Origin of the sequence: Chryseobacterium sp. S90 (genome assembly GCF_047444895.1) — a bacterium.
In the GTDB taxonomy this organism is placed as follows: Bacteria; Bacteroidota; Bacteroidia; order Flavobacteriales; family Weeksellaceae; genus Chryseobacterium.
The window spans coordinates 58,492-78,351 of sequence record NZ_JBLGCX010000010.1 but is presented as its reverse complement, the minus strand read 5'-3'; the positions used below and the strand labels follow the sequence as shown (position 1 = coordinate 78,351).

The following is a 19,860-nucleotide window of genomic DNA, read 5'->3' as shown; positions in this document are numbered from 1 at the left end:
CAGTACTGAATTATAAATTTGAACTATGAAACCTAGGCTCAGTAAGGGTTTGAGTCTGTTTATACAAAAGAGGGGTTGTATTTTTAATTTTCTTGAAAGTTGAAAAGAAAGTTGACTTGGAATTAAATCCTACTTCATAGCCAATCTCCTCAATCTTTAAATAAGATCCGTTTTCTATCATTTCACAGGCTTCATTGATCCTGTATTCATTAATGCAGGTAGCAAAACTTTTTCCCAAATTATCATTCAACAATTGGGAAAGCTGATGAGTTGACATATTCATTCTTGAAGCAAGATCACTCAGTTTTAAATTCGGATTTTTATAGAGCCCCTCCGTATCCATTAATCTTTGTAATCTTGATACAAAATTACCCACCTGCTCTCCGGAAATCTTTTTATTGGAATATTTTTCTGTTTCTTTTACCGGAAGCTGCTGATATTTTTTATTGAATAGAATTAAAAAATTGGCATACAGCACAAATGAAAATACCAGACTTCCTCCTGCACAATATATCTGTACCCAACCCGTTGAAATCAACTGATAAGTCAAAAAGATAATCACATTACTGATCAGTACCGGAAGAACAAATTTGTTTGGGCTCTTATGGTTTTGCTTTGAAAAGTTATAGTACTGGTAAACTGTAAGGAATACAAATATAGACCAAACGGTATAAATAAATGTTCCAAAATAATGTTCCCATGTAACAGGGAAAAGCAGATATAATAAACCGACAGCTCCTAAAGTTAGTGTTAGTATTCCAAACCATTTCTGACAGTTTTTCCAATCAAACTGATCTTGCTGAAAGGAAGATTTCACATAGTAATATAGAGCTGGTCCGGTGAAAAATAAGGCTGAAAGCCCCAAATGCGGAATAATTCTCGGCAAGTCGGGATAAAAGTAAATGCATACGGAAATTCCTACTCTTGAACTTAGCATGAGAAGAAGAAGACCCAGGAAAAAATCCGGCAGATACTTCAGTTTTTTAACAAACAACAGATAAATTCCCAGCAGAAGTCCGTTGAATGCTCCTACTGCACTGAAGAAAAATAACATCTGTTGTCCGAAAGTCATGATAATTAATTTATTCTTAAATAATGAAGCATTTGATATCGCAGTTTATTATAAAGTCTGGTTATTCAATCATTCAGTTCTGAGCATATCAATAATTTCATAAAAGCAAAATTAACAAATTATTGGATTCAATTTCAGCAACATATATGTTTTTCTAAGAAATATTGCAGATCATTATTTCTTTCCCATTCTCATATTCTTTCCCCCATTCACATAAGCTTTTCAGGATAGGGATAAGGTCTTCGCCTTTGTTTGTCAGTATATACTCAATTCCGGAAGGAATAGTATTGGGAATGTCTTTTTTAATGATAATCTTATGGGTTTCCAATTCCTTTAGCTGTCTTCCTAAAACCTGTTCAGAAATATTAGGTAATTCTTTCTTCAAAAGATGAAACCTGTTGTTTCCTTCCGATATCGAATAAATAATCTGCGATTTCCAGCGTCCGCTGATAATGCTTACAGCAGAATTCAGTTCACAGATACCGAACAGAAACTGTTCGTTTGCCACATTGGTTGAAGTTTCTTTTCTCATAATGATCACTCACAATTTTATTCGTTATTGTAATTCACAGACAGCTTGCAGAAATTTACCTCAAAATTACAAAATTATGTATACAAAAAACATTCTGTTGATTATTGGCCTCCTAATAAACCTGCAACTATTCAAAGCGCAGGAAAAATGGATTCTAAAATCCAGATTCATATCAAAACCAGATACGGTACTTATTTTCAAACCTAAAACCTATGATATGAAAGAGAAATATCCATTAGTATATTTACTGCATGGGTACAGTCAAAATTATCGTCAATGGTCACAAACAACAGACCTTCAGAAATTTTCTGATCAATATAAAATGATTATTGTCTGCCCGGATGGGTTTACAACATGGTATATAAACAGTCCGTATGATAAAGGGTCAAGAGCTGAAGATTTCTTTTTTAAGGAGCTGATTCCCAAGGTTCATAAAAATTTCAGCATCGACAAAAAAAATGTTTTCATCAGTGGATTGAGCATGGGAGGATATGGTGCTATCCGATATTTTTTGCTTCATCAAGATTATTTCAATACTGCCGGAAGTACAAGTGGTGCCTTTTCGTTAGATCCTAATGTTATGCGAAATGCAAGTTTACAATTCTTTAATACAACCAGAATTACTGATGATATGAACAAAACATTAGGTTCACCGGAAGAATGGAGTCAATATAATATTTCAACACTTTTAAAAGCTTATAATAAAGGAAATCTTTTTCTAATAGATTGCGGCACGGAAGATATACTTTATCCTTTCACGATTGAAATTAGAGATATTGCCGATAGTCTGAAAATTCCCATTACATTTATTTCTCAACCGGGAAATCATAATACAGAATATTGGAAAAAATCCATTGAGTATCATTTTATTTTTTTCAGGCAACATTTTAAATAAAAAAAATCCCAAAGCAAGCTTTGGGATTTTTTTATGTATAAGCAAATATTATCTGCTTGCAATGTCGATGTAGTTTCTTTCCTGGGCACCTTGGTAAACCTGTCTTGGTCTTCCGATAGGGTCTCCTTTCAGTCTCATTTCTTTCCACTGAGAGATCCATCCCGGAAGTCTTCCCAATGCAAACATTACTGTAAACATTTCTGTAGGGATTCCTAACGCTCTGTAGATGATTCCTGAATAGAAGTCTACGTTTGGATATAGTTTTCTTTCTACGAAGTACTCGTCTTCAAGGGCAACTCTTTCTAACTGCATTGCAATGTCAAGAGCTTTATCCTGAATACCTAATGCTGTAAGGATATCGTCAGCAGCTTTCTTGATGATTTTCGCTCTTGGGTCGAAGTTTTTGTACACTCTGTGTCCGAATCCCATTAGACGGAAGTTATCAGCTTTATCTTTAGCTTTAGCAACATATTTAGATACATCACCACCATCTTTCTCGATCAATTCAAGCATTTCGATTACTGCCTGGTTGGCACCACCGTGAAGTGGTCCCCAAAGTGCAGATACCCCAGCAGAGATAGAAGCGAAAAGACCTGTGTGAGCAGAACCTACCATTCTTACTGTAGAAGTAGAACAGTTTTGTTCGTGGTCTGCGTGAAGGATTAATAATTTATCTAAAGCATTTACAACTACCGGATCGATTTCGAAATCAGCGTTTGGTAATCTGAACGCCATTTTGTAGAAGTTCTCTACGTAGTTTAGGTTGTTATCACCGTGGTTTAATGGTAAACCTTGAGTTTTTCTGTAAGTCCAGGCACAAAGGTGAGAGAACTTAGCGATCATCAGCTCAGCTGCGTGATCCATTTCTTCTTTAGAGTTTACGTTAACTGCTTTCGGGTTGAAAGCTGTCAAAGCAGAAGTTAAAGAAGATAAAACTCCCATAGGGTGAGCAGAACGAGGAAAAACATCAATGATCTTTTTCATTTCGTCTGCGATGAAGTTATATTTTTTAATATTGTTGTCGAATGAAGTAAACTGATCCTGAGTAGGTAATTCTCCATGTAATAAAAGATACATTACTTCTGTGAAGTTAGATTTTTCAGCAATCTGCTCAATTGGATAACCTCTGTAGAATAATTCTCCTTTATCTCCGTCTAAGTAAGTGATGTCGCTAATAGTAGCTCCTGTATTTTTGTAACCTAAATCCAGAGTGATCAAACCTGTCTGGTCTCTTAATTTTGAAATATCAATCCCTCTGTCTCCGATAGTACTATCCACGATTGGATATTCATATGAATTACCGTCGTAATTCAATATTACTTTGTTGTCTGACATTATTTATTTATTTTTTTTAAATATACCACTTTCCATAAAATACGGCAAACTAAAAATTTCGCTTGCCGTTATTTATAAATTCGATTAATTATCTTTTGATTTTAAAAGCTTCCAATCCTGGGAAAATCGCAGTTTCGCCTAAAGCTTCTTCTATTCTCAATAGTTGGTTGTATTTTGCCATTCTGTCTGATCTTGAAGCTGAACCTGTTTTGATCTGTCCACAGTTCATTGCTACTGCTAAATCAGCGATGGTAGAATCTTCAGTTTCTCCTGATCTGTGAGACATTACTGAAGTGAATTTATTGTTCTGAGCCATTTGTACGGCTGCCATTGTTTCAGAAAGGGAACCAATCTGGTTTACTTTTACAAGGATAGAGTTTGCAATGTTTTCTTTTACTCCTCTTGATAATCTCTCTACGTTAGTCACAAATAAATCATCTCCTACCAACTGTACTCTGTCACCAATTTTATCAGTTAACATTTTCCAACCTTCCCAGTCATTTTCCTGCATACCATCTTCAATAGAAATGATTGGATATTTAGCAGCCAGTTCAGCAAGGTAAGAAACCTGCTCGCTGCTTGAAAACTGAGCAGCATCCGGAGTCTGGAATTTTCTGTAATCATAAACTCCGTCTTTGTAGAATTCTGACGCAGCACAGTCTAATGCCAACATGATGTCATCACCAGGCTTGTATCCTGCTTTTTCGATCGCCTGAAGTAAGGTATCCAAAGCATCTTCAGTTCCTTTGAAAGTAGGAGCAAAACCACCTTCGTCACCTACCGCAGTAGATAGACCTCTTGAATGAAGAATAGATTTAAGATTGTGGAAAATCTCAGTTCCTTTTCTCAACGCATGAGAGAAAGAATCTGCTTTTACCGGCATAACCATAAATTCCTGGAATGCGATAGGAGCATCTGAGTGAGATCCACCATTAATTACATTCATCATTGGAACAGGAAGTGTATTAGCATTCACCCCTCCTACATATTTATAAAGTGGCATTCCCAATTCCGCAGCTGCAGCTCTTGCTACGGCTAAAGAAACACCAAGAATAGCATTAGCACCAAGATTTCCTTTGTTAGCCGTTCCATCAAGATCAATCATAATCTGATCGATATAGTTTTGTTCAAAAACCGGCTGTCCAACTAAATTCTCTGCAATTACTTCTTTTACATTTTCAACAGCTTTCAGAACTCCTTTCCCTTGATATTCTGAACCACCGTCGCGTAATTCTACCGCTTCGTGTTCTCCTGTAGATGCTCCTGAAGGTACAGCAGCACGGCCCATTGCACCGCTTTCTGTAAATACATCTACTTCGATTGTAGGGTTACCTCTGGAATCTAAAATCTGTCTTGCTTCTATATAAGAAATTGCACTCATTTTTTATTTTTTTTAGTTTAGACAAATTTAATCAAAATTTAACTTTTAGGGGTATTTCGAGGGATTTTTTTGAAATAAATCCAAGTTAAATTTTCGTTAATTTATATTATGATAATTCCAACTTTAAAAGGAACAAAAAACCTTTTTGAACATTCAAAAAGGTTTTTCTAAGTTATGATGTAGTTATTGAATTTTCTTTTCATCAGGAGGATCTACAAAAACACTCTTCTTTTCAGAATCCAATCCCCAATTAAGGCCCAAAAATGAAATAAGATTATCTTTTTCTCCATAATTTTTCCCAAAGGCTGCATTGATGTATACTTTATCTGAAACCTTATAAGCAATCAAGCCACTGGAACGAAAGGTATTTTCGATATCATTAATACGATAAATATATTCGTAAGAAATAGAGAACCTTTTATAGGTAAATTCAGCTTTTCCACCTAAATCACAATTTTTTGTTCTTAGGAACTGTTGATTAGCATCTAAATTTGTTCCATCATCTAAATATCTGACTATACCGTAGAAATTGAGTCTTTTCTCTACATTTGGTTCATCACTTTTAGCAAAATCAAAGCCTGTATTTAAGGTTAACCAAAATCCTAATTTTCCAAAATGATTGTTTGAAAATTTATTATCTGAGAAAAAAGTACTGTAACCTCCTGCAAAATCTGCAGAAATGAGAGGTGGTGCTTCCAGCAGATTCCTGTAATAATCCGCTTCTTTTGAGCTTTTATACTTTTCAGCAAATTTTTTCTTAAAACGAGCTTTGCCTTTTTCAAAAATTTCTGCTTTGGCATCATCTTTAACACCAGCTCTCATACATGAATCACTTAATAATTTATGTTCATTTGAATGTACCCAATCTTTGTTGATATTACTCAAAACGCCTTTCAGTCTAGCATCATGAGCCAGTATTGAATCTTTATTCTTCCTTGTCCGAACTCTTATCAAAGTACTTCTAACACTGAAGGCAAAGGAAGGGTTTTTCATTTCGTCCCCGGTGCCTAGTGATAAATCTCTTACAAATCCTAATGAAAATGAAGCTTTTTTAACTTCACTGAAAGCATTCCATTTATATTTCATTTTATTATCACTTCCCTTTACAGTATTATATCCTGCATATTTAGAAGAATTCATATTACTTGATGGTAATAGCCAGAATGGAGTAATTTCAAAAGCATAACTGTCTGGAATACCTTCACTTTTTTTAAAAGAATTTACTAAACTCAGAACAATTGCTTTTTTTGATTTGACAATTTCAAGCTCTGATGGGGAAACTCCTAAAAGTACAACAGAAGGTGCTGTTGTAATTTCTAATTCTTTCAACTCAATATTAATGTCTTTTTTTTGCTGTGCATAAAAGACCAAAGGAAAGAAAATGAGTATTAGAATAAAATTTTTCATAACGTAATATGTTCAATGGTTATAAATTTTACAGAACTGATCCTATCCTCACTGTCCAAATCTTTGCTTGTTTTCTTTTTAAAAGGTTGCAAAGGACCAATTACATTAAGAAGAGAGTATGTAATCTGTGTTTGCTGAATCGCATTATCTAAATTTTTCTTAGGTATACCTTCAAAAGAAAACTCATGATTAATTTCAATAGTTTTTCCCTTAAGATCACTAAACGATCCTATTTTCTCTCTTTTTTCGTAATCAAATTCTTTAACTCCGGGAATAGAGACAAGAGTACTGCAGGTGCCTGTAGATGATACAGTGATTTCTAAAAATACGTCTTGATTATCTGCGAGGTCAAATTTTAAGGTTTTTGATGATTTTACAGCTTTCATGGCATCTGGTTTTTTAAAGTTATTTGTTTATTATTTTCTCGGTGTAGGAGATAAAAGGCCGGCCAAAGCTCCAATAGCTCCTGATGAAATGGTTGCAAAGATTGTTACCAGCTGATTATCTTTGGGCTGCCCATTACTCCATGCGGAAATAAGAATAAGTCCTGCAATAATTCCAATAATTGCCAGACCAAGCATAATGACTATAATTCTATAGATCCAATAATCTGTACCTCTCCCATTTCGGATTTCCACATTTTTTAAGGCTTCTATAGGATTAGTCTTAAATTTCTCCCGAAGATCAGTGTTGTTTTTTAAAGCAGCTTCCAAATCTCCAATACTGTCATTAATAAGAGTTTTCATGGCTTTTAGTTTTTATAGATCAAATTTCCCTCTAAAAAACACACCAGTCAATTACACAAAGGGGTAGTTTTTATACTATTATTTTAAAAATCAGGCATGTTCCGGGGTTTTCGGATAAAATATGACATTCACCGGATAATTCATTCATTCTCCTTTTCATATTTCGGAGGCCATTTCCTTCTTTTTCGTTGTCAGAAATCCCAACTCCGTTATCTGATATTTTCATAGAAAAGGTATTTTTTTCCTGTGAGAATGAAAGTTTCAATGTATTTGCATGACTGTGTTTGTATACATTATTCACAGCTTCTTTTAAACAGAGAAAAAGATTACGCCTCATTTCAGTTGAAATGGAAGTTTCTGCGGTGATATCTTCACATTCTGAAAGCAGCACTATTTTTGTTTTTTTTAAAAAATTTCCTGTATATGATATCGCATAATCGATAAAGCTGCCTAATGTATCATTTCCTGAGTTCAGGCTCCAAAGCATTTCCCGCATAGAAATATTCATTTCTTCAGAGGTTTTCAAAAGTTCATCAATATCGCTTTGCAGATCATCATCTTCTGCTTTCTGCTTTAGAAATTCTGCCTGTAGTTTCAATGCAGAAATTCCTGCTCCCAGATCATCATGCATATCATGGGAAATACGTTCGCGTTCCTGCTCAAGAACTTTTTGTTTTTCGAGTTCTTTCTGCAGGAGCTGGTTCTGGTGTTCGACTTCTTTGAGCTGTTGTTCTTTCAGATATAAAAGCTGCTTTCGGTTGTACATTAATACGACGAAAATTGTAAAAGCAGCCAAAAGCACCACTAAAAGTAATGCGATTAAAAAAATAAGTTTTATTTCTGAAGGTAAAGACTTCATTTTTTATTCATTGAGTTATATTTATGTAAAGCAATATAAAATAAACCACCGCATACAATATTGATTACATTTAATATTTGTTTCAGCAGTTTTAGAAATGGCTTATCAATTTCATTCAGCAGATACATAGGAATAATCCTGAAAAGAAAAAAACAGCTCCATAAAAGTATCGAGGTTGAGATCCAAAAAATGGGATCGTCTGTAATTTTCGACTTATTAATATTATTTAATTTATAACTGCACCAATACAATACCTGTAATATATTGATAACACAATACGTAATAGCAATATTCAAATTATATTTATCAACATAAAAAAGTTCAATATTCAATACTGTTACTATTAAAACTATTGCAGATATTACAACAGCTATCTTCCTATTTTTAATGTGTCGAAAATAAAAAATGATAAAATAGAAACTATTGAAAAGATTCAGATAGTTATACTGAATTGATCTGGTTGAAATAATATTAATTTCTGAAAAAAAATCTACAAAAAAATTTACGATGAGATACAACAAAAAATAGTCTTGAGAGGATAATTTTTTTCCTCTCAAAACTATGATACCCTTTATTAAAACAATAAAAGAAATTATATAGTAAACTGTAATAAGCATCTTATGGCTCTAAACTTCCCTGGTCATAATATGGGAAAAAGCTTAAGGATCCCCTATGATCTATCGGGAGGGAAACCAAGTAAAATGCTTCCTTAGTATCTTTTGCAGATGGTTTTTCTCCTAGGCAATATGTAAATCCAATCTTAATAATATCTGTATTAAAATCACGACAATATTTATTTAAGGTATCCATATACTTTGAAACTTTTGCCAAATCATACTTAATTTCACAAGTAAGGTAATTACTCTTTGAAATATTTTTAAGCTTAAGAGCTGTTGTTGTTTTGCTGAAATCATTTATCATTTTGTCTGAGATAAATTTTGAATCACGTTCTGCATAGCGTACATTAAATAAAAAATAATTTTTTACAATATTATTTAGTGTTTGCTTAAATTTTACAATGATATAAAGTTCGTTTTTAAATTTAGCAAGTGCATCTTTGTCATCAGAATTAGATATGCTGTTTAATAAAGTATCATTTAATTCTACAAATGAAAAATATATTTCATCATATCCTAAATTTTCATAATATTTCACCTTTTGACTAAATACAGGAAAGTCTAAATAGAGATCACACACATCATTAGGCAATTTAGAAAGGAAATTCATATTGTCTTCGAATACTATATAATCAGGTATTGGCTCTTGAACTCTAATTTTATATCGATTTTTATCTCGATGCCTTTCTATGAAGTTTCTGACGAGTATCTCCTCTTCTGTCAATACTTTATCAGGAGAAAAAAAATCTTCTCCAAATAATTTTTGAGACGTAATACTTAGGATTTCTAACTGATTTTCATTTTTTTCCATTGTTTCTTAGTTTTTTGATTGGTTAAATTTATTAATAGCCTCCACTTTATTGTTTACGTGAAGTTTTCTGTAGATATTTCCGACGTGTTTTTTTACCGTATCAATGCTGATGCATTTTTTATCAGCTATTTCTTTGTAAAGGAGTCCTTCTGAAAGTAGCTCGAGAATTTCTTTTTCACGCTCTGTAAGTTCATCAAAACCTTTTATTTCCGGAAGTTTTCTTTCAAAATGTTTGAGAACTTTTCTGGCAATGGAAAAACTCATAGGAGCTCCACCCTGGTAAACATCCCGGATAGATGAGAGGATCTTGTCCATACTTTCTCCTTTTACTAGATAGCCCATCGCACCAGCTTTTAAAGAATTAAAGATCTTTTCATCCTCCTCAAAACTGGTACACATAATGAACTGTGTATTCGGCATTTCTTTTCGCAGTTTTTCTATGATTTCAATTCCGAGCATATCCTGCAACTGGATATCCATCATCACGACATCGGGGGAGATAGCAGGAAGGTTTTGCATGGCATCATTTCCATCAAAGAACTGAGCAATTACCTTCATATCATCTTGGTAATTGATTACTTTCTTCAACGCGTTGTTGTAGTTTTTTTCGTCTTCTACTATGGCGATGGAAATACTCATGACTTATTTTGTTTGTAGCAAATTTCAACAGAAAACAAATTGAAATCAATTACACCTTCGGGTAATATTAGTATTTGAGTTACGGCTATGGTTTAGTTTTTAGCTGCTATTAAATTTAATCAATTTTTCATTTTAAAAACAACAATAATTTAATTATTTTACAATAAATTAAAGAAAAGTCAAATAAATTTAAACTTATATTTAAAAATTAATTTTTATTTCGTAAGCTGATCAAGAATAGGATGCTCAATACCGCTTACTGTATTATGAAATTTAATTTGCTCAAAGATCTGAATCAGGTTTCTACCTTTTTTCAACCATACCCCGGGAATGTAAAGTGTTTGTTGAGGGCCTGCAGTACTCCAGTATCTTCCTGCATTTTTTCCATTGATAAAAACAATTCCTTTTCCAAAATTTCTCATATCAAGAAAAGTATCTCCTGTTTCATCCAGTGTAAATTCAGCTTCCTGAATTACGGGTGAGTGAACGGCAATGTGTTTTTGTTTAAAAGTATGTTTGGGAAAAGTATCAAAAGGCATTGGAAGCATTTCCCAGTTTCCTGAGACTTCAGTTCCGTTGATTTTTACCGGGCTGATAATGCCTTTTAAATTATTGACAATCTCTGCTCCATAATTAATCCTGCCCATATTTTCAACCAGAATCTCCAATCGGTCCCCTGATTTAATTTCAATGTCAAGATCATATTTTTTGTTCACCCTGTTCAACTCTCCTTCCCATTTGCCATTGATGTATATATTGGCATAATCACGTAATCCTTTTATTTCTAATTTCCCTTTCGTATCATTATCAAATTTTCTTCTGTAGAGAACATATCCGTTTCCGATATTCAGATCTTCAAAGGTGAGTGGTTTGTCACTCACAACAGGTTTTTGACGATTGGTAAAATCAAAAATGCAATTTATTTTTGAAAATTTAATGGAGGGAATAGTAATGACCTTCATCGGCTTTGGAATATCAGGAAGTGTATTCGGATGTATTTTTTGAAAAATTTCTCTCAGCGCATTATACTTTGGAGTGGCCCATCCTGCTTCATTGATGGGAGCATCATAATCATAGCTTGTAATATCCGGCTGTATATCGTGATTCTTATCGTAATTTGCACCGCTTGTAAATCCAAAGTTGGTTCCGCCATGAATCATATAATAATTAAAAGAAATTCCGTTTTTTATATACGTCTCTGTTTGCTTTACCACTTCTTCTGTAGTAACCTTAACAAAGGGTTCTGCCCAATGATCAAGCCATCCGGGGTAATATTCGGCAACCATGTAAGGACCTTGCCCTCCATTATATTCATTGATGCTTTTCTTTAAAATGTCAATATCACCCTCTCCGTTTGCCGTTGGTATCGCTCCTTCAATAGAACCACCTTTAAAAAGCGAACTCCCATCTGAAGTAAATAACGGAACTGAAACTCCGCTGTTCAAAAGCATCTCTTTTATCTTATGGCTGTATTTTCTGTGCTCTTCGAGAGGAATATCTTTTCTTTGAGCGACATAAGATCCAAATTCATTTTCAGCCTGGACCATAATCACTGGACCACCATTATTGATCTGCAAAGGGACTATTTGCTTTGCCAACTGATTAATATATTTCCGGCATTCTTCGAGAAAAGCTTTATTGTCTCTTCTTATCTCAAGATCTTTATTTTTTTGCAGCCACCAAGGATATCCACCAAATTCCCACTCAGCACAAACATAAGGTCCTGGCCGAATAATAACATATAAACCAACTTCTTGTGCTGTTTTTATAAACTTTCTCAGATCCTTTTCGCCAGAAAAATTCCATTTTCCCGGGGCCTCTTCATGGTAATTCCAAAATACATAAGTAGTAACTGTATTTAAACCCATTGCTTTCATCATCTCCAACCGATGCTTCCAATATTCTGACGGAACTCGCGGATAATGCATTTCTCCGGAATACACTGTAAATGGTTTATCATTTAAGAAAAAACTCCCATCTTTAATTTCAAATTTTCCTTTTTGAGAAAACAGAGTATTCAGGGAGAAAAATAAAAGAATGATACATAAATAACGGCTAAAATTTCTCATATTGTAAGGCATGATTTTTGTAAAATTAAAATATAAAAATCAATTGAATATCAAATAATATAATCATGAAAAAAAGTCTTTTAGCACTCGGTGCTGTACTTGCATTAACAGTTATCGGCTGTAAAAAAAATGAGAGCGGAAATAAAAGCGTTATCAAAACAGACAGTTCGGAAACTGTAGTTACAGACAACAACGGAAAAATAGATTCGGTAACACAAAGTTCTTCAACGGTAGATGTAAACGGTCAGAAAATTAAAAAAACAGATTTTGTTTATAAAGCTACAGACGGAACCTTAGTGAAAGTTGTATTCAAAAACGATCCAAAAGAGAGTACAGTAGCTATTACCAGCAACAAGAAAACTTTTACATTGCCTAAGACAGAATCCAAAGGTGATGAAACGATTTACAAGAAAGATGATATGACCGCAAGGGTAAAAGGGGACAGCCTTCACCTTGAACAGGGTAATAATATTATTGAGTTGAAAAGAACAAAGATCTAAAATAGCAATGTCCTTCAATATTGAGGGACATTTTATTTTGTAAGTATATTAAAGGAAATAAAAAAACCATCCGGATTCCGGATGGTTTTTTTATATATCTGAATGAATATTATTCTTCAGTTTTTTCTTCAGTAGTGTCAGCTTTAGCTTCTTCTACTTTCTCTTCTACTGCAGGTGCTTCAGCTACTACAGCTTCAGCTTTTTTAGGTGCAGCAGTTGATCTTCTGCTTCTTCTTGTAGCTTTTTTCTCTTCAGCATTAGGGTTGTAAAGCTCATTGAAATCTACTAATTCGATAAGAGCAGTATCAGCAGCATCACCTGGTCTGAATCCTGTCTTGATGATTCTTGTATAACCACCGTTTCTTTCAGCGATTTTAGGAGCTACAGTTCTGAATAATTCAGCAACCGCAAATTTATTTTGAAGGTAAGAGAATACTACTCTTCTGTTGTGTGTAGTATCTTCTTTTGCTTTTGTTAATAGAGGCTCAACATATACTCTTAAAGCTTTCGCTTTAGCTACAGTAGTGTTGATTCTTTTATGCTCAATTAGAGAACAAGCCATATTAGAAAGTAAAGCACTTCTGTGAGAAGCTGTTCTTCCTAAGTGATTGAATTTTTTACCGTGTCTCATTATTAATTATTTATCAGCGTCTAACTTATATTTTGCAACGTCGAAACCGAAGTTAAGACCTTTTGAATGCACTAATTCTTCTAGTTCTGTCAAAGATTTTTTACCAAAATTTCTGAATTTCATCAAATCAGACTTACTGTAAGAAACCAATTCTCCAAGAGTTTCTACTTCAGCTGCTTTTAGACAGTTAAGGGCTCTTACAGAAAGATCCATATCTGCTAATTTAGACTTAAGAAGTTGTCTTGTGTGAAGAGTTTCTTCATCGTACTGGATAGATGCTTTTACAGCTTCAGTTTCAAGCGTGATTCTCTCATCAGAGAATAGCATGAAGTGATAAATTAATATCTTAGAAGCTTCAGTTAAAGCATTCTGAGGGCTGATAGACCCGTCAGTTTCTATATCTAATACAAGTTTTTCGTAGTCTGTTTTTTGCTCTACACGATAATTTTCAATGCTATATTGTACTTTCTTGATCGGCGTAAAAATAGAGTCGATAGCAATAGTTCCTACAGGAGCATTGTTTGACTTATTTTGTTCAGAAGGCACATACCCTCTACCTTTTTCAATATTGAAAGTAATTTCGAAAGTTACATCACTGTTTAGGTTGCAAATCACTAGATCCGGGTTTAAAACCTCAAATCCATTGATAGACTTACCTAAATCACCAGCAGTAATAACCGTTTGACCTGAAACTTTAGCAACAACCTGCTCGTTAGCCTGGCCTTCTGCTGCAGCTTTTAATCTTACCTGCTTAAGGTTAAGAATAATTTCGGTAACATCTTCGATTACTCCTGGAATAGTTGAAAATTCGTGCTCTACACCTTCTATTTTGATAGATGAAATAGCGTATCCTTCCAGAGAAGAAAGCAACACTCTTCTCAAAGCATTACCGATTGTAAGCCCGAAACCTGGTTCTAAAGGTCTGAATTCGAATTGACCTTTAAATTCATCAGAGTTAAGTAAAATTACTTTATCGGGTTTTATGAATTGTAAAATTGCCATATTATTGGGTTGAGCAAAAATTTGATTAAAAAATTATTTAGAGTAAAGTTCCACGATAAGATTCTCCTTGATGTCTTCCGGAATCTGGATTCTTTCAGGAGCAGAAATGAAGGTACCTTCTTTCTTCTCATCGTTGAATTGTAACCACTCATAGTTTGACTTAGAAGCCAATGCATTGGTAACAACATCAAGAGACTTAGACTTTTCTCTTACAGCGATTACATCACCAGCTTTTACCAAGTAAGAAGGGATATTAAGAATTTCTCCGTTCACAGTGATGTGTCTGTGAGAAACTAATTGTCTAGCTCCAGATCTAGTTTTAGCAAAACCTAATCTGAAAACTACGTTATCCAATCTTGATTCACAAAGTTGTAATAGAACTTCACCTGTTACACCTTTGCTTCTGTGTGCTTTTTCAAATAAGTTAGCAAACTGTCTTTCTAAAATACCGTAAGTATATTTAGCTTTTTGTTTTTCAGCTAACTGAACTGCATATTCTGATTTTTTAGCACCTCTTCTTTTGTTAGGACCATGTTGTCCTGGCGGTTGGTTCTTTCTTTTTTCGAAGTTTTTATCATCTCCGTAGATTGCAGCACCAAACTTTCTAGCAATCTTAGTTTTAGGTCCAATATATCTTGCCATAATGGGTAAATTCTAAAAATTAAACTCTTCTTCTTTTTGGTGGTCTACATCCATTGTGTGGCATTGGAGTCACATCAATGATTTCGCTAACTTCAATTCCTGAATTGTGAATAGATCTGATAGCAGATTCTCTACCTGCACCTGGACCTTTCACAAACACCTTTACTCTTCTTAATCCAGCTTCATGAGCTACAGCAGAGCAATTTTCAGCTGCCATTTGAGCAGCAAAAGGAGTGTTCTTTTTAGAACCTCTGAATCCCATTTTACCGGCAGATGCCCAAGAGATAACCTCTCCACTTTTATTTGTTAAAGAAATGATGATGTTATTGAAAGAAGCTTGAATATGTGCTTCACCAATAGCTTCAACTTTTACTTTTCTTTTTTTAACTACTTTACTTTGTTTTGCCATAATTCCTAACGATTATTTACTTGCCTTTTTCTTGTTAGCAACTGTTTTTCTCTTTCCTTTACGGGTTCTAGAGTTGTTTTTCGTTCTCTGGCCTCTTAAAGGTAATCCTAGTCTGTGACGTATTCCTCGTTGGCATCCTATGTCCATCAATCTCTTGATGTTCAATTGCACTTCAGATCTTAACTCTCCTTCTACTTTAACGTTTTCAGAGATATATGTTCTGATTGCAGCCAATTCATCGTCATTCCATTCGTTGACTTTCTTGTCTTCGCTGATACCGGCAGCTTTAAGGATTTCAGAAGAAGTACTTCTTCCTACTCCATAGATGTAAGTTAAACCGATAACACCTCTTTTGTTTTTTGGTAAATCAATACCTGCAATTCTCGCCATAATTTAATGTTAGCCTTGTCTTTGTTTAAATTTTGGGTTCTTCTTGTTGATTACGAACAGTACACCTTTTCTGCGTACGATTTTGCAATCAGCGCTTCTTTTTTTAATTGATGCTCTTACTTTCATTTTGATAGTATTTATTTTTTACAAATGCCAAATGGAAAGTGTATTCCATTTGGCTAATTGTTTTAATATCTAAATGTGATCCTCCCTTTTGTTAAATCATAGGGAGACATTTCTAGTTTTACCTTATCACCAGGTAAAAGTTTAATATAGTGCATTCGCATTTTACCGGAAATATGAGCAATAAGAATATGCCCATTTTCAAGTTCTACACGGAACTGAGCGTTCGAAAGTGCTTCCGTTATAACGCCGTCTTGTTCAATATGTTTTTGTTTTGCCATAAATTAATATCCAGTCGTTCTAGACAGTTTAGACTGCATTAAGCCATCATAATGATGATTCAGCAGATATGTATTAATCTGTTGAACAGTATCTAAAATTACACCTACCATAATTAATAGTGACGTTCCCCCGAAAAATAGGGCAAACGCATCTGTCTGAACAAAGCTTCCATGCACAATTGCTGGAAGGACTGCAAAGATAGATAAAAAAATTGCACCTGGCAAGGTAATTTTTGATAAAATATCATCTAAGTAATCTGCTGTCTCTTTCCCTGGTCTTACTTTCGGTACTAAACCTCCATTTCTCTTCAAATCATCAGCCATCTGGTTTACCGGAATTGTAATTGCAGTATAGAAAAACGAGAAGATAATAATTAATAGCGCAAACAATACATTGTACTGCCAGCTAAAAACATTCTTGAAACCTGCAAGAAAAGTGTTAGACTCATCGAATTTTGTTAATAATCCTGGTACGAACATCAATGCCTGAGCAAAGATAATCGGCATTACACCAGCAGCATTTACTTTCAATGGAATCCATTGTCTTGCGCCCTGCATAAGATTCTTGTTTACACCTCCTCTTGCTTGAGCTCTGCTTACATACTGAATTGGAATTTTTCTAACAGCCACAGATAAAATCACGGCCAGAAGAACAACTACCATCCAGAATAATACTTCAATAAGGATCATGATAGATCCCATTCCTCCTTTTCCGTTCTGCACGGCCATCTCCTGTACGAATGCTTCAGGTAATCTTGAAAGAATCCCAACCATAATAAGGATGGAAATACCATTTCCGATTCCTTTGTCGGTAATCTTTTCACCTAACCACATTGCGAATACTGAACCAGCAACCAGGATTACAATACTTGGTAACCAGAACATGATAGAATTTGGCTCTACAAAATATGCAGATTGGAACTGAGCATACGGTAAGAATAATTGAGTAATAGAAGTTAAATAAGAAGGTGCCTGTACCAGACAAACTCCAATTGTTAACCATCTTGTAATTTGGTTCAATGTATTTCTACCTGACTCTCCATCTTTCTGAAGCTTCTGAAGATAAGGAATAGCCATTCCCATCAACTGAACAATAATAGAAGCAGAAATATAAGGCATGATACCCAACGCCATTACGGAAGCGTGGCTGAAAGCTCCCCCCGTAAACGACGAAAGCAAGCCAAGGAGACCTGCTCCTTGCTTGTTACCGCCTTGATTTTTATAATGCTCTAAGAGATCTCCCACCTCTGCAAGGTTAATTGCCGGAAGTGAGATATAAGATGCGAATCTATACACAAGGATAATACCTAACGTAAAGAGAATTTTGTCTCTTAACTCCTTTAGGCTCCATATATTTTTAAGTGTTTGTATAAATTCTTTCATTAGTAAGTATTATAAGGTAATTGCTTTTCCACCTGCCTTAGCAATAAGCTCTTCAGCAGATTTAGTGAATTTGTCAGCAGAGATTGAAACCGCAGATTTCAATTCTCCTCTACCCATAATTTTCACTAATTCGTTTTTAGAAACTATCCCGTTTGCTACTAAAACTTCTTTCGTGATATCTCCAGTGATGGATTTGTTCTCGATTAAAGTTTGAATAGTATCAAGGTTAACTCCTCTAAACTCTTTTCTATTTACGTTTTTGAAACCGAATTTAGGTAATCTTCTTTGTAAAGGCATCTGTCCACCTTCGAAACCGATTTTCTGAGAATAACCAGCTCTAGCTTTCTGACCTTTGTGTCCTTTTGTTGAAGTACCTCCTTTTCCACTACCTTGACCTCTACCAATTCTTTTTGAGTTGAAAGTAGATCCTGCAGCAGGTTGTATATTGTTTAAATTCATTTTAATTTCTCTTTTATAAAATTATTTTTGAACTTCTAGTAAGTGACCTACAGCAGCTATCATTCCTAAGATAGAAGGAGTAGCTTCGTGTTCTACCACTTGGTGAAGTTTTTTTAATCCTAATGCTTCAAGCGTTCTCTTTTGGGTTTTTGTTCTACCAATAGCGCTTCTTACTTGCTTTACTTTAATTGTTGCCATTGTTTTAATTATTAACCGTTAAACACTTTACTTAGAGAAACTCCTCTCATTCTAGCGATCTCTTCAGGTCTTCTGATATCCAATAACGCTTTAAAAGTAGCTTTCACCACGTTGTGAGGGTTAGAAGATCCTTTAGATTTTGAAAGGATATCGTGAATACCAGCAGATTCCAATACCGCTCTTACCGCACCACCGGCGATAAGTCCTGTACCGTGAGAAGCAGGTCTTAAGAAGATATCTGCACCACCGTATCTAGCAGTAGTTTGGTGAGGAATAGTATGGTTCATTACAGGAACTTTCACAAGGTTTTTCTTAGCGTCTTCAACTGCTTTAGCAATTGCAGAAGCAACCTCTTTAGATTTTCCTAAACCGAAACCGATAATACCTTCTTCATTACCTACTACAACAATAGCAGAAAATCCGAAAGCTCTACCTCCTTTAGTTACTTTTGTTACTCTGTTAACAGCTACGAGACGATCTTTTAATTCTAATCCTCCCGGTTTTACTCTTTCTATATTATCTAGTCCTAACATATTTTCCGAAATTTAATGATTAGAATTTAAGTCCACCTTCTCTCGCACCATCAGCTAGAGCTTTTACTCTACCGTGATATACGAAACCGTTTCTGTCAAATACAATACTTTCAATTCCTGCAGCGATAGCTTTAGCAGCGATAGCTTTACCAACAGCAGCAGAAACTTCAGTCTTAGTACCTTTAGCGTCTACACCTTTTTCTCTAGAAGAAGCTGATGCTAAAGTTTTACCATTTTTATCGTCGATTAACTGAGCGTAAATTTCCTTATTACTTTTGTATACAGATAATCTTGGCAATTCAGAAGATCCAGAGATTTTCCCTCTTACTCTTCTTTTGATTCTTATTCTTTTTTCTAATTTACTTAATGCCATAATACTTATAATTTATTAAGCAGATTTACCAGCTTTACGTCTAACAATTTCTCCTACGAATCTTACACCTTTTCCTTTGTATGGCTCAGGCTTTCTGAAAGAACGGATCTTTGCAGCTACCATTCCTAGAAGTTGGTTGTCGTGAGACGTTAAAGTAATAATTGGGTTTTTACCTTTTTCAGTCAATGTATCAACTTTTACTTCACCTGGAAGTTCTAATACGATACCGTGAGAGAATCCTAAAGCTAACTCAAGTTTTTGACCTGCGTGTGAAGCTCTGTATCCTACCCCTACTAGTTCTAGTTTCTTTTCGAAACCTGTATTTACACCAACAATCATGTTGTTGATTAACGCTCTGTATAAACCGTGAAGCGCTTTGTGTTGTTTAGAATCAGATGGTCTGTTTACATTCAGTTCACCATCTTTTTGTTCTATAGTAATTCCTGCCGTAAGCTCCTGAGAAAGTTCTCCTTTCGCTCCTTTTACAGTTACTACACCGTTGTTTTCAGTGATTGTAACTCCAGCTGGAATTGTTATAATTGCTTTACCAATTCTTGACATTTTCCTCTGATT

General features: G+C 34.6%; 26 protein-coding genes. 2 read left to right on the top strand and 24 right to left on the bottom strand.

Annotation, left to right across the window (positions count from 1 at the left end; all coding sequences use genetic code 11):
• Positions 1–10: 10 nt before the first annotated feature.
• A complete protein-coding gene (locus ACLMCG_RS21210) occupies positions 11–1,072 on the bottom strand; it encodes a helix-turn-helix domain-containing protein (protein WP_413961165.1) in 1,062 nt (353 codons plus the stop codon).
• A gap of 154 nt (positions 1,073–1,226) precedes the next feature.
• Positions 1,227–1,604 carry a winged helix-turn-helix transcriptional regulator gene (locus tag ACLMCG_RS21205; RefSeq protein ID WP_413961164.1) on the bottom strand — a complete coding sequence of 126 codons (378 nt, stop codon included), beginning with the start codon at positions 1,602–1,604 and terminating at the stop codon, positions 1,227–1,229.
• 76 nt (positions 1,605–1,680) lie between these two features.
• Between ACLMCG_RS21205 and ACLMCG_RS21200 the strand changes: the two genes are divergently transcribed.
• Positions 1,681–2,499, top strand: coding sequence for an alpha/beta hydrolase (locus ACLMCG_RS21200; RefSeq protein WP_413961163.1), 819 nt, complete (start codon positions 1,681–1,683; stop codon positions 2,497–2,499).
• Positions 2,500–2,547: 48 nt separating this feature from the next.
• Here the strand turns inward: ACLMCG_RS21200 and ACLMCG_RS21195 are convergent, their stop codons facing one another.
• The 9 genes from ACLMCG_RS21195 to ACLMCG_RS21155 all read right to left on the bottom strand — a co-directional run bounded on the left by ACLMCG_RS21195 (position 2,548) and on the right by ACLMCG_RS21155 (position 12,363).
• Positions 2,548–3,834 (bottom strand): citrate synthase, encoded by a 1,287-nt coding sequence (locus tag ACLMCG_RS21195; protein ID WP_047427632.1) that lies wholly within the window; start codon positions 3,832–3,834, stop codon positions 2,548–2,550.
• Positions 3,835–3,922: 88 nt separating this feature from the next.
• A complete protein-coding gene (eno, locus tag ACLMCG_RS21190) occupies positions 3,923–5,215 on the bottom strand; it encodes a phosphopyruvate hydratase (protein WP_223598556.1) in 1,293 nt (430 codons plus the stop codon).
• 183 nt (positions 5,216–5,398) lie between these two features.
• The gene (locus tag ACLMCG_RS21185; protein WP_413961162.1) at positions 5,399–6,622 is read right to left on the bottom strand and encodes a hypothetical protein; all 1,224 of its coding nucleotides are present in this window, start codon (positions 6,620–6,622) and stop codon (positions 5,399–5,401) included.
• Positions 6,619–7,008 carry a hypothetical protein gene (locus ACLMCG_RS21180; RefSeq protein WP_413961161.1) on the bottom strand — a complete coding sequence of 130 codons (390 nt, stop codon included), beginning with the start codon at positions 7,006–7,008 and terminating at the stop codon, positions 6,619–6,621. Before ACLMCG_RS21180 ends, ACLMCG_RS21185 begins: the two co-directional genes overlap by 4 nt.
• A gap of 30 nt (positions 7,009–7,038) precedes the next feature.
• Positions 7,039–7,368 (bottom strand): hypothetical protein, encoded by a 330-nt coding sequence (locus ACLMCG_RS21175; protein WP_413961160.1) that lies wholly within the window; start codon positions 7,366–7,368, stop codon positions 7,039–7,041.
• Positions 7,369–7,438: 70 nt separating this feature from the next.
• Positions 7,439–8,227, bottom strand: coding sequence for a sensor histidine kinase (locus ACLMCG_RS21170; protein WP_413961159.1), 789 nt, complete (start codon positions 8,225–8,227; stop codon positions 7,439–7,441).
• Positions 8,228–8,845: 618 nt separating this feature from the next.
• Positions 8,846–9,655, bottom strand: a complete 810-nt coding sequence (locus tag ACLMCG_RS21165) for a hypothetical protein (protein WP_413961158.1) — start codon at positions 9,653–9,655, stop codon at positions 8,846–8,848.
• Positions 9,656–9,661: 6 nt separating this feature from the next.
• Complete coding sequence (locus tag ACLMCG_RS21160) at positions 9,662–10,294, bottom strand: response regulator (protein WP_413961157.1); 633 nt, start codon at positions 10,292–10,294, stop codon at positions 9,662–9,664.
• A 215-nt stretch (positions 10,295–10,509) separates the two neighbouring features.
• The gene (locus ACLMCG_RS21155; RefSeq protein WP_413961156.1) at positions 10,510–12,363 is read right to left on the bottom strand and encodes a glycoside hydrolase family 35 protein; all 1,854 of its coding nucleotides are present in this window, start codon (positions 12,361–12,363) and stop codon (positions 10,510–10,512) included.
• A 65-nt stretch (positions 12,364–12,428) separates the two neighbouring features.
• Here ACLMCG_RS21155 and ACLMCG_RS21150 point away from each other — a divergent pair, with 65 nt between their 5' ends.
• Positions 12,429–12,863 carry a hypothetical protein gene (locus ACLMCG_RS21150; RefSeq protein ID WP_413961155.1) on the top strand — a complete coding sequence of 145 codons (435 nt, stop codon included), beginning with the start codon at positions 12,429–12,431 and terminating at the stop codon, positions 12,861–12,863.
• 109 nt (positions 12,864–12,972) lie between these two features.
• On the opposite strand, the gene rplQ is transcribed toward ACLMCG_RS21150, so the two are convergent.
• The 13 genes from rplQ to rplF form a co-directional block, all read right to left on the bottom strand.
• Complete coding sequence (rplQ, locus tag ACLMCG_RS21145; RefSeq protein WP_027371704.1) at positions 12,973–13,494, bottom strand: 50S ribosomal protein L17; 522 nt, start codon at positions 13,492–13,494, stop codon at positions 12,973–12,975.
• Positions 13,495–13,500: 6 nt separating this feature from the next.
• Entirely contained in the window at positions 13,501–14,496 is a 996-nt protein-coding gene (locus ACLMCG_RS21140; RefSeq protein WP_047376582.1) for a DNA-directed RNA polymerase subunit alpha, read from the bottom strand.
• A gap of 33 nt (positions 14,497–14,529) precedes the next feature.
• Entirely contained in the window at positions 14,530–15,138 is a 609-nt protein-coding gene (rpsD, locus tag ACLMCG_RS21135) for a 30S ribosomal protein S4 (protein WP_223598546.1), read from the bottom strand.
• A 19-nt stretch (positions 15,139–15,157) separates the two neighbouring features.
• Positions 15,158–15,547: a 30S ribosomal protein S11 gene (gene rpsK / locus ACLMCG_RS21130; RefSeq protein ID WP_047376581.1), complete on the bottom strand. Its 390-nt coding sequence runs from the start codon at positions 15,545–15,547 to the stop codon at positions 15,158–15,160.
• 12 nt (positions 15,548–15,559) lie between these two features.
• Positions 15,560–15,937: a 30S ribosomal protein S13 gene (rpsM, locus tag ACLMCG_RS21125; RefSeq protein WP_002983260.1), complete on the bottom strand. Its 378-nt coding sequence runs from the start codon at positions 15,935–15,937 to the stop codon at positions 15,560–15,562.
• A gap of 9 nt (positions 15,938–15,946) precedes the next feature.
• Positions 15,947–16,063 (bottom strand): 50S ribosomal protein L36, encoded by a 117-nt coding sequence (gene rpmJ / locus ACLMCG_RS21120; RefSeq protein WP_007839480.1) that lies wholly within the window; start codon positions 16,061–16,063, stop codon positions 15,947–15,949.
• 62 nt (positions 16,064–16,125) lie between these two features.
• The gene (gene infA / locus ACLMCG_RS21115; RefSeq protein WP_034684855.1) at positions 16,126–16,341 is read right to left on the bottom strand and encodes a translation initiation factor IF-1; all 216 of its coding nucleotides are present in this window, start codon (positions 16,339–16,341) and stop codon (positions 16,126–16,128) included.
• 3 nt (positions 16,342–16,344) lie between these two features.
• Positions 16,345–17,724: a preprotein translocase subunit SecY gene (gene secY, locus ACLMCG_RS21110; protein WP_047376580.1), complete on the bottom strand. Its 1,380-nt coding sequence runs from the start codon at positions 17,722–17,724 to the stop codon at positions 16,345–16,347.
• 9 nt (positions 17,725–17,733) lie between these two features.
• Complete coding sequence (rplO, locus tag ACLMCG_RS21105) at positions 17,734–18,183, bottom strand: 50S ribosomal protein L15 (RefSeq protein WP_034694692.1); 450 nt, start codon at positions 18,181–18,183, stop codon at positions 17,734–17,736.
• A 21-nt stretch (positions 18,184–18,204) separates the two neighbouring features.
• Positions 18,205–18,381, bottom strand: coding sequence for a 50S ribosomal protein L30 (gene rpmD / locus ACLMCG_RS21100; protein ID WP_027371710.1), 177 nt, complete (start codon positions 18,379–18,381; stop codon positions 18,205–18,207).
• 11 nt (positions 18,382–18,392) lie between these two features.
• On the bottom strand, positions 18,393–18,914 hold the full coding sequence (rpsE, locus tag ACLMCG_RS21095) for a 30S ribosomal protein S5 (protein ID WP_045491132.1): 522 nt from the start codon (positions 18,912–18,914) through the stop codon (positions 18,393–18,395).
• 19 nt (positions 18,915–18,933) lie between these two features.
• Positions 18,934–19,287 (bottom strand): 50S ribosomal protein L18, encoded by a 354-nt coding sequence (rplR, locus tag ACLMCG_RS21090; protein ID WP_034694689.1) that lies wholly within the window; start codon positions 19,285–19,287, stop codon positions 18,934–18,936.
• 15 nt (positions 19,288–19,302) lie between these two features.
• The gene (rplF, locus tag ACLMCG_RS21085; protein ID WP_047422409.1) at positions 19,303–19,848 is read right to left on the bottom strand and encodes a 50S ribosomal protein L6; all 546 of its coding nucleotides are present in this window, start codon (positions 19,846–19,848) and stop codon (positions 19,303–19,305) included.
• Positions 19,849–19,860 lie beyond the last annotated feature (12 nt).

What these genes read in the sequence shown, in the direction of transcription:
- ACLMCG_RS21210 (WP_413961165.1), bottom strand. Translation starts at nt 1,072, where the DNA reads ATGACTTTCGGACAACAGATGTTATTTTTCTTCAGTGCAGTAGGAGCA.
- ACLMCG_RS21205 (WP_413961164.1), bottom strand. Translation starts at nt 1,604, where the DNA reads ATGAGAAAAGAAACTTCAACCAATGTGGCAAACGAACAGTTTCTGTTC.
- ACLMCG_RS21200 (WP_413961163.1), top strand. Translation starts at nt 1,681, where the DNA reads ATGTATACAAAAAACATTCTGTTGATTATTGGCCTCCTAATAAACCTG.
- ACLMCG_RS21195 (WP_047427632.1), bottom strand. Translation starts at nt 3,834, where the DNA reads ATGTCAGACAACAAAGTAATATTGAATTACGACGGTAATTCATATGAA.
- eno (WP_223598556.1), bottom strand. Translation starts at nt 5,215, where the DNA reads ATGAGTGCAATTTCTTATATAGAAGCAAGACAGATTTTAGATTCCAGA.
- ACLMCG_RS21185 (WP_413961162.1), bottom strand. Translation starts at nt 6,622, where the DNA reads ATGAAAAATTTTATTCTAATACTCATTTTCTTTCCTTTGGTCTTTTAT.
- ACLMCG_RS21180 (WP_413961161.1), bottom strand. Translation starts at nt 7,008, where the DNA reads ATGAAAGCTGTAAAATCATCAAAAACCTTAAAATTTGACCTCGCAGAT.
- ACLMCG_RS21175 (WP_413961160.1), bottom strand. Translation starts at nt 7,368, where the DNA reads ATGAAAACTCTTATTAATGACAGTATTGGAGATTTGGAAGCTGCTTTA.
- ACLMCG_RS21170 (WP_413961159.1), bottom strand. Translation starts at nt 8,227, where the DNA reads ATGAAGTCTTTACCTTCAGAAATAAAACTTATTTTTTTAATCGCATTA.
- ACLMCG_RS21165 (WP_413961158.1), bottom strand. Translation starts at nt 9,655, where the DNA reads ATGGAAAAAAATGAAAATCAGTTAGAAATCCTAAGTATTACGTCTCAA.
- ACLMCG_RS21160 (WP_413961157.1), bottom strand. Translation starts at nt 10,294, where the DNA reads ATGAGTATTTCCATCGCCATAGTAGAAGACGAAAAAAACTACAACAAC.
- ACLMCG_RS21155 (WP_413961156.1), bottom strand. Translation starts at nt 12,363, where the DNA reads ATGAGAAATTTTAGCCGTTATTTATGTATCATTCTTTTATTTTTCTCC.
- ACLMCG_RS21150 (WP_413961155.1), top strand. Translation starts at nt 12,429, where the DNA reads ATGAAAAAAAGTCTTTTAGCACTCGGTGCTGTACTTGCATTAACAGTT.
- rplQ (WP_027371704.1), bottom strand. Translation starts at nt 13,494, where the DNA reads ATGAGACACGGTAAAAAATTCAATCACTTAGGAAGAACAGCTTCTCAC.
- ACLMCG_RS21140 (WP_047376582.1), bottom strand. Translation starts at nt 14,496, where the DNA reads ATGGCAATTTTACAATTCATAAAACCCGATAAAGTAATTTTACTTAAC.
- rpsD (WP_223598546.1), bottom strand. Translation starts at nt 15,138, where the DNA reads ATGGCAAGATATATTGGACCTAAAACTAAGATTGCTAGAAAGTTTGGT.
- rpsK (WP_047376581.1), bottom strand. Translation starts at nt 15,547, where the DNA reads ATGGCAAAACAAAGTAAAGTAGTTAAAAAAAGAAAAGTAAAAGTTGAA.
- rpsM (WP_002983260.1), bottom strand. Translation starts at nt 15,937, where the DNA reads ATGGCGAGAATTGCAGGTATTGATTTACCAAAAAACAAAAGAGGTGTT.
- rpmJ (WP_007839480.1), bottom strand. Translation starts at nt 16,063, where the DNA reads ATGAAAGTAAGAGCATCAATTAAAAAAAGAAGCGCTGATTGCAAAATC.
- infA (WP_034684855.1), bottom strand. Translation starts at nt 16,341, where the DNA reads ATGGCAAAACAAAAACATATTGAACAAGACGGCGTTATAACGGAAGCA.
- secY (WP_047376580.1), bottom strand. Translation starts at nt 17,724, where the DNA reads ATGAAAGAATTTATACAAACACTTAAAAATATATGGAGCCTAAAGGAG.
- rplO (WP_034694692.1), bottom strand. Translation starts at nt 18,183, where the DNA reads ATGAATTTAAACAATATACAACCTGCTGCAGGATCTACTTTCAACTCA.
- rpmD (WP_027371710.1), bottom strand. Translation starts at nt 18,381, where the DNA reads ATGGCAACAATTAAAGTAAAGCAAGTAAGAAGCGCTATTGGTAGAACA.
- rpsE (WP_045491132.1), bottom strand. Translation starts at nt 18,914, where the DNA reads ATGTTAGGACTAGATAATATAGAAAGAGTAAAACCGGGAGGATTAGAA.
- rplR (WP_034694689.1), bottom strand. Translation starts at nt 19,287, where the DNA reads ATGGCATTAAGTAAATTAGAAAAAAGAATAAGAATCAAAAGAAGAGTA.
- rplF (WP_047422409.1), bottom strand. Translation starts at nt 19,848, where the DNA reads ATGTCAAGAATTGGTAAAGCAATTATAACAATTCCAGCTGGAGTTACA.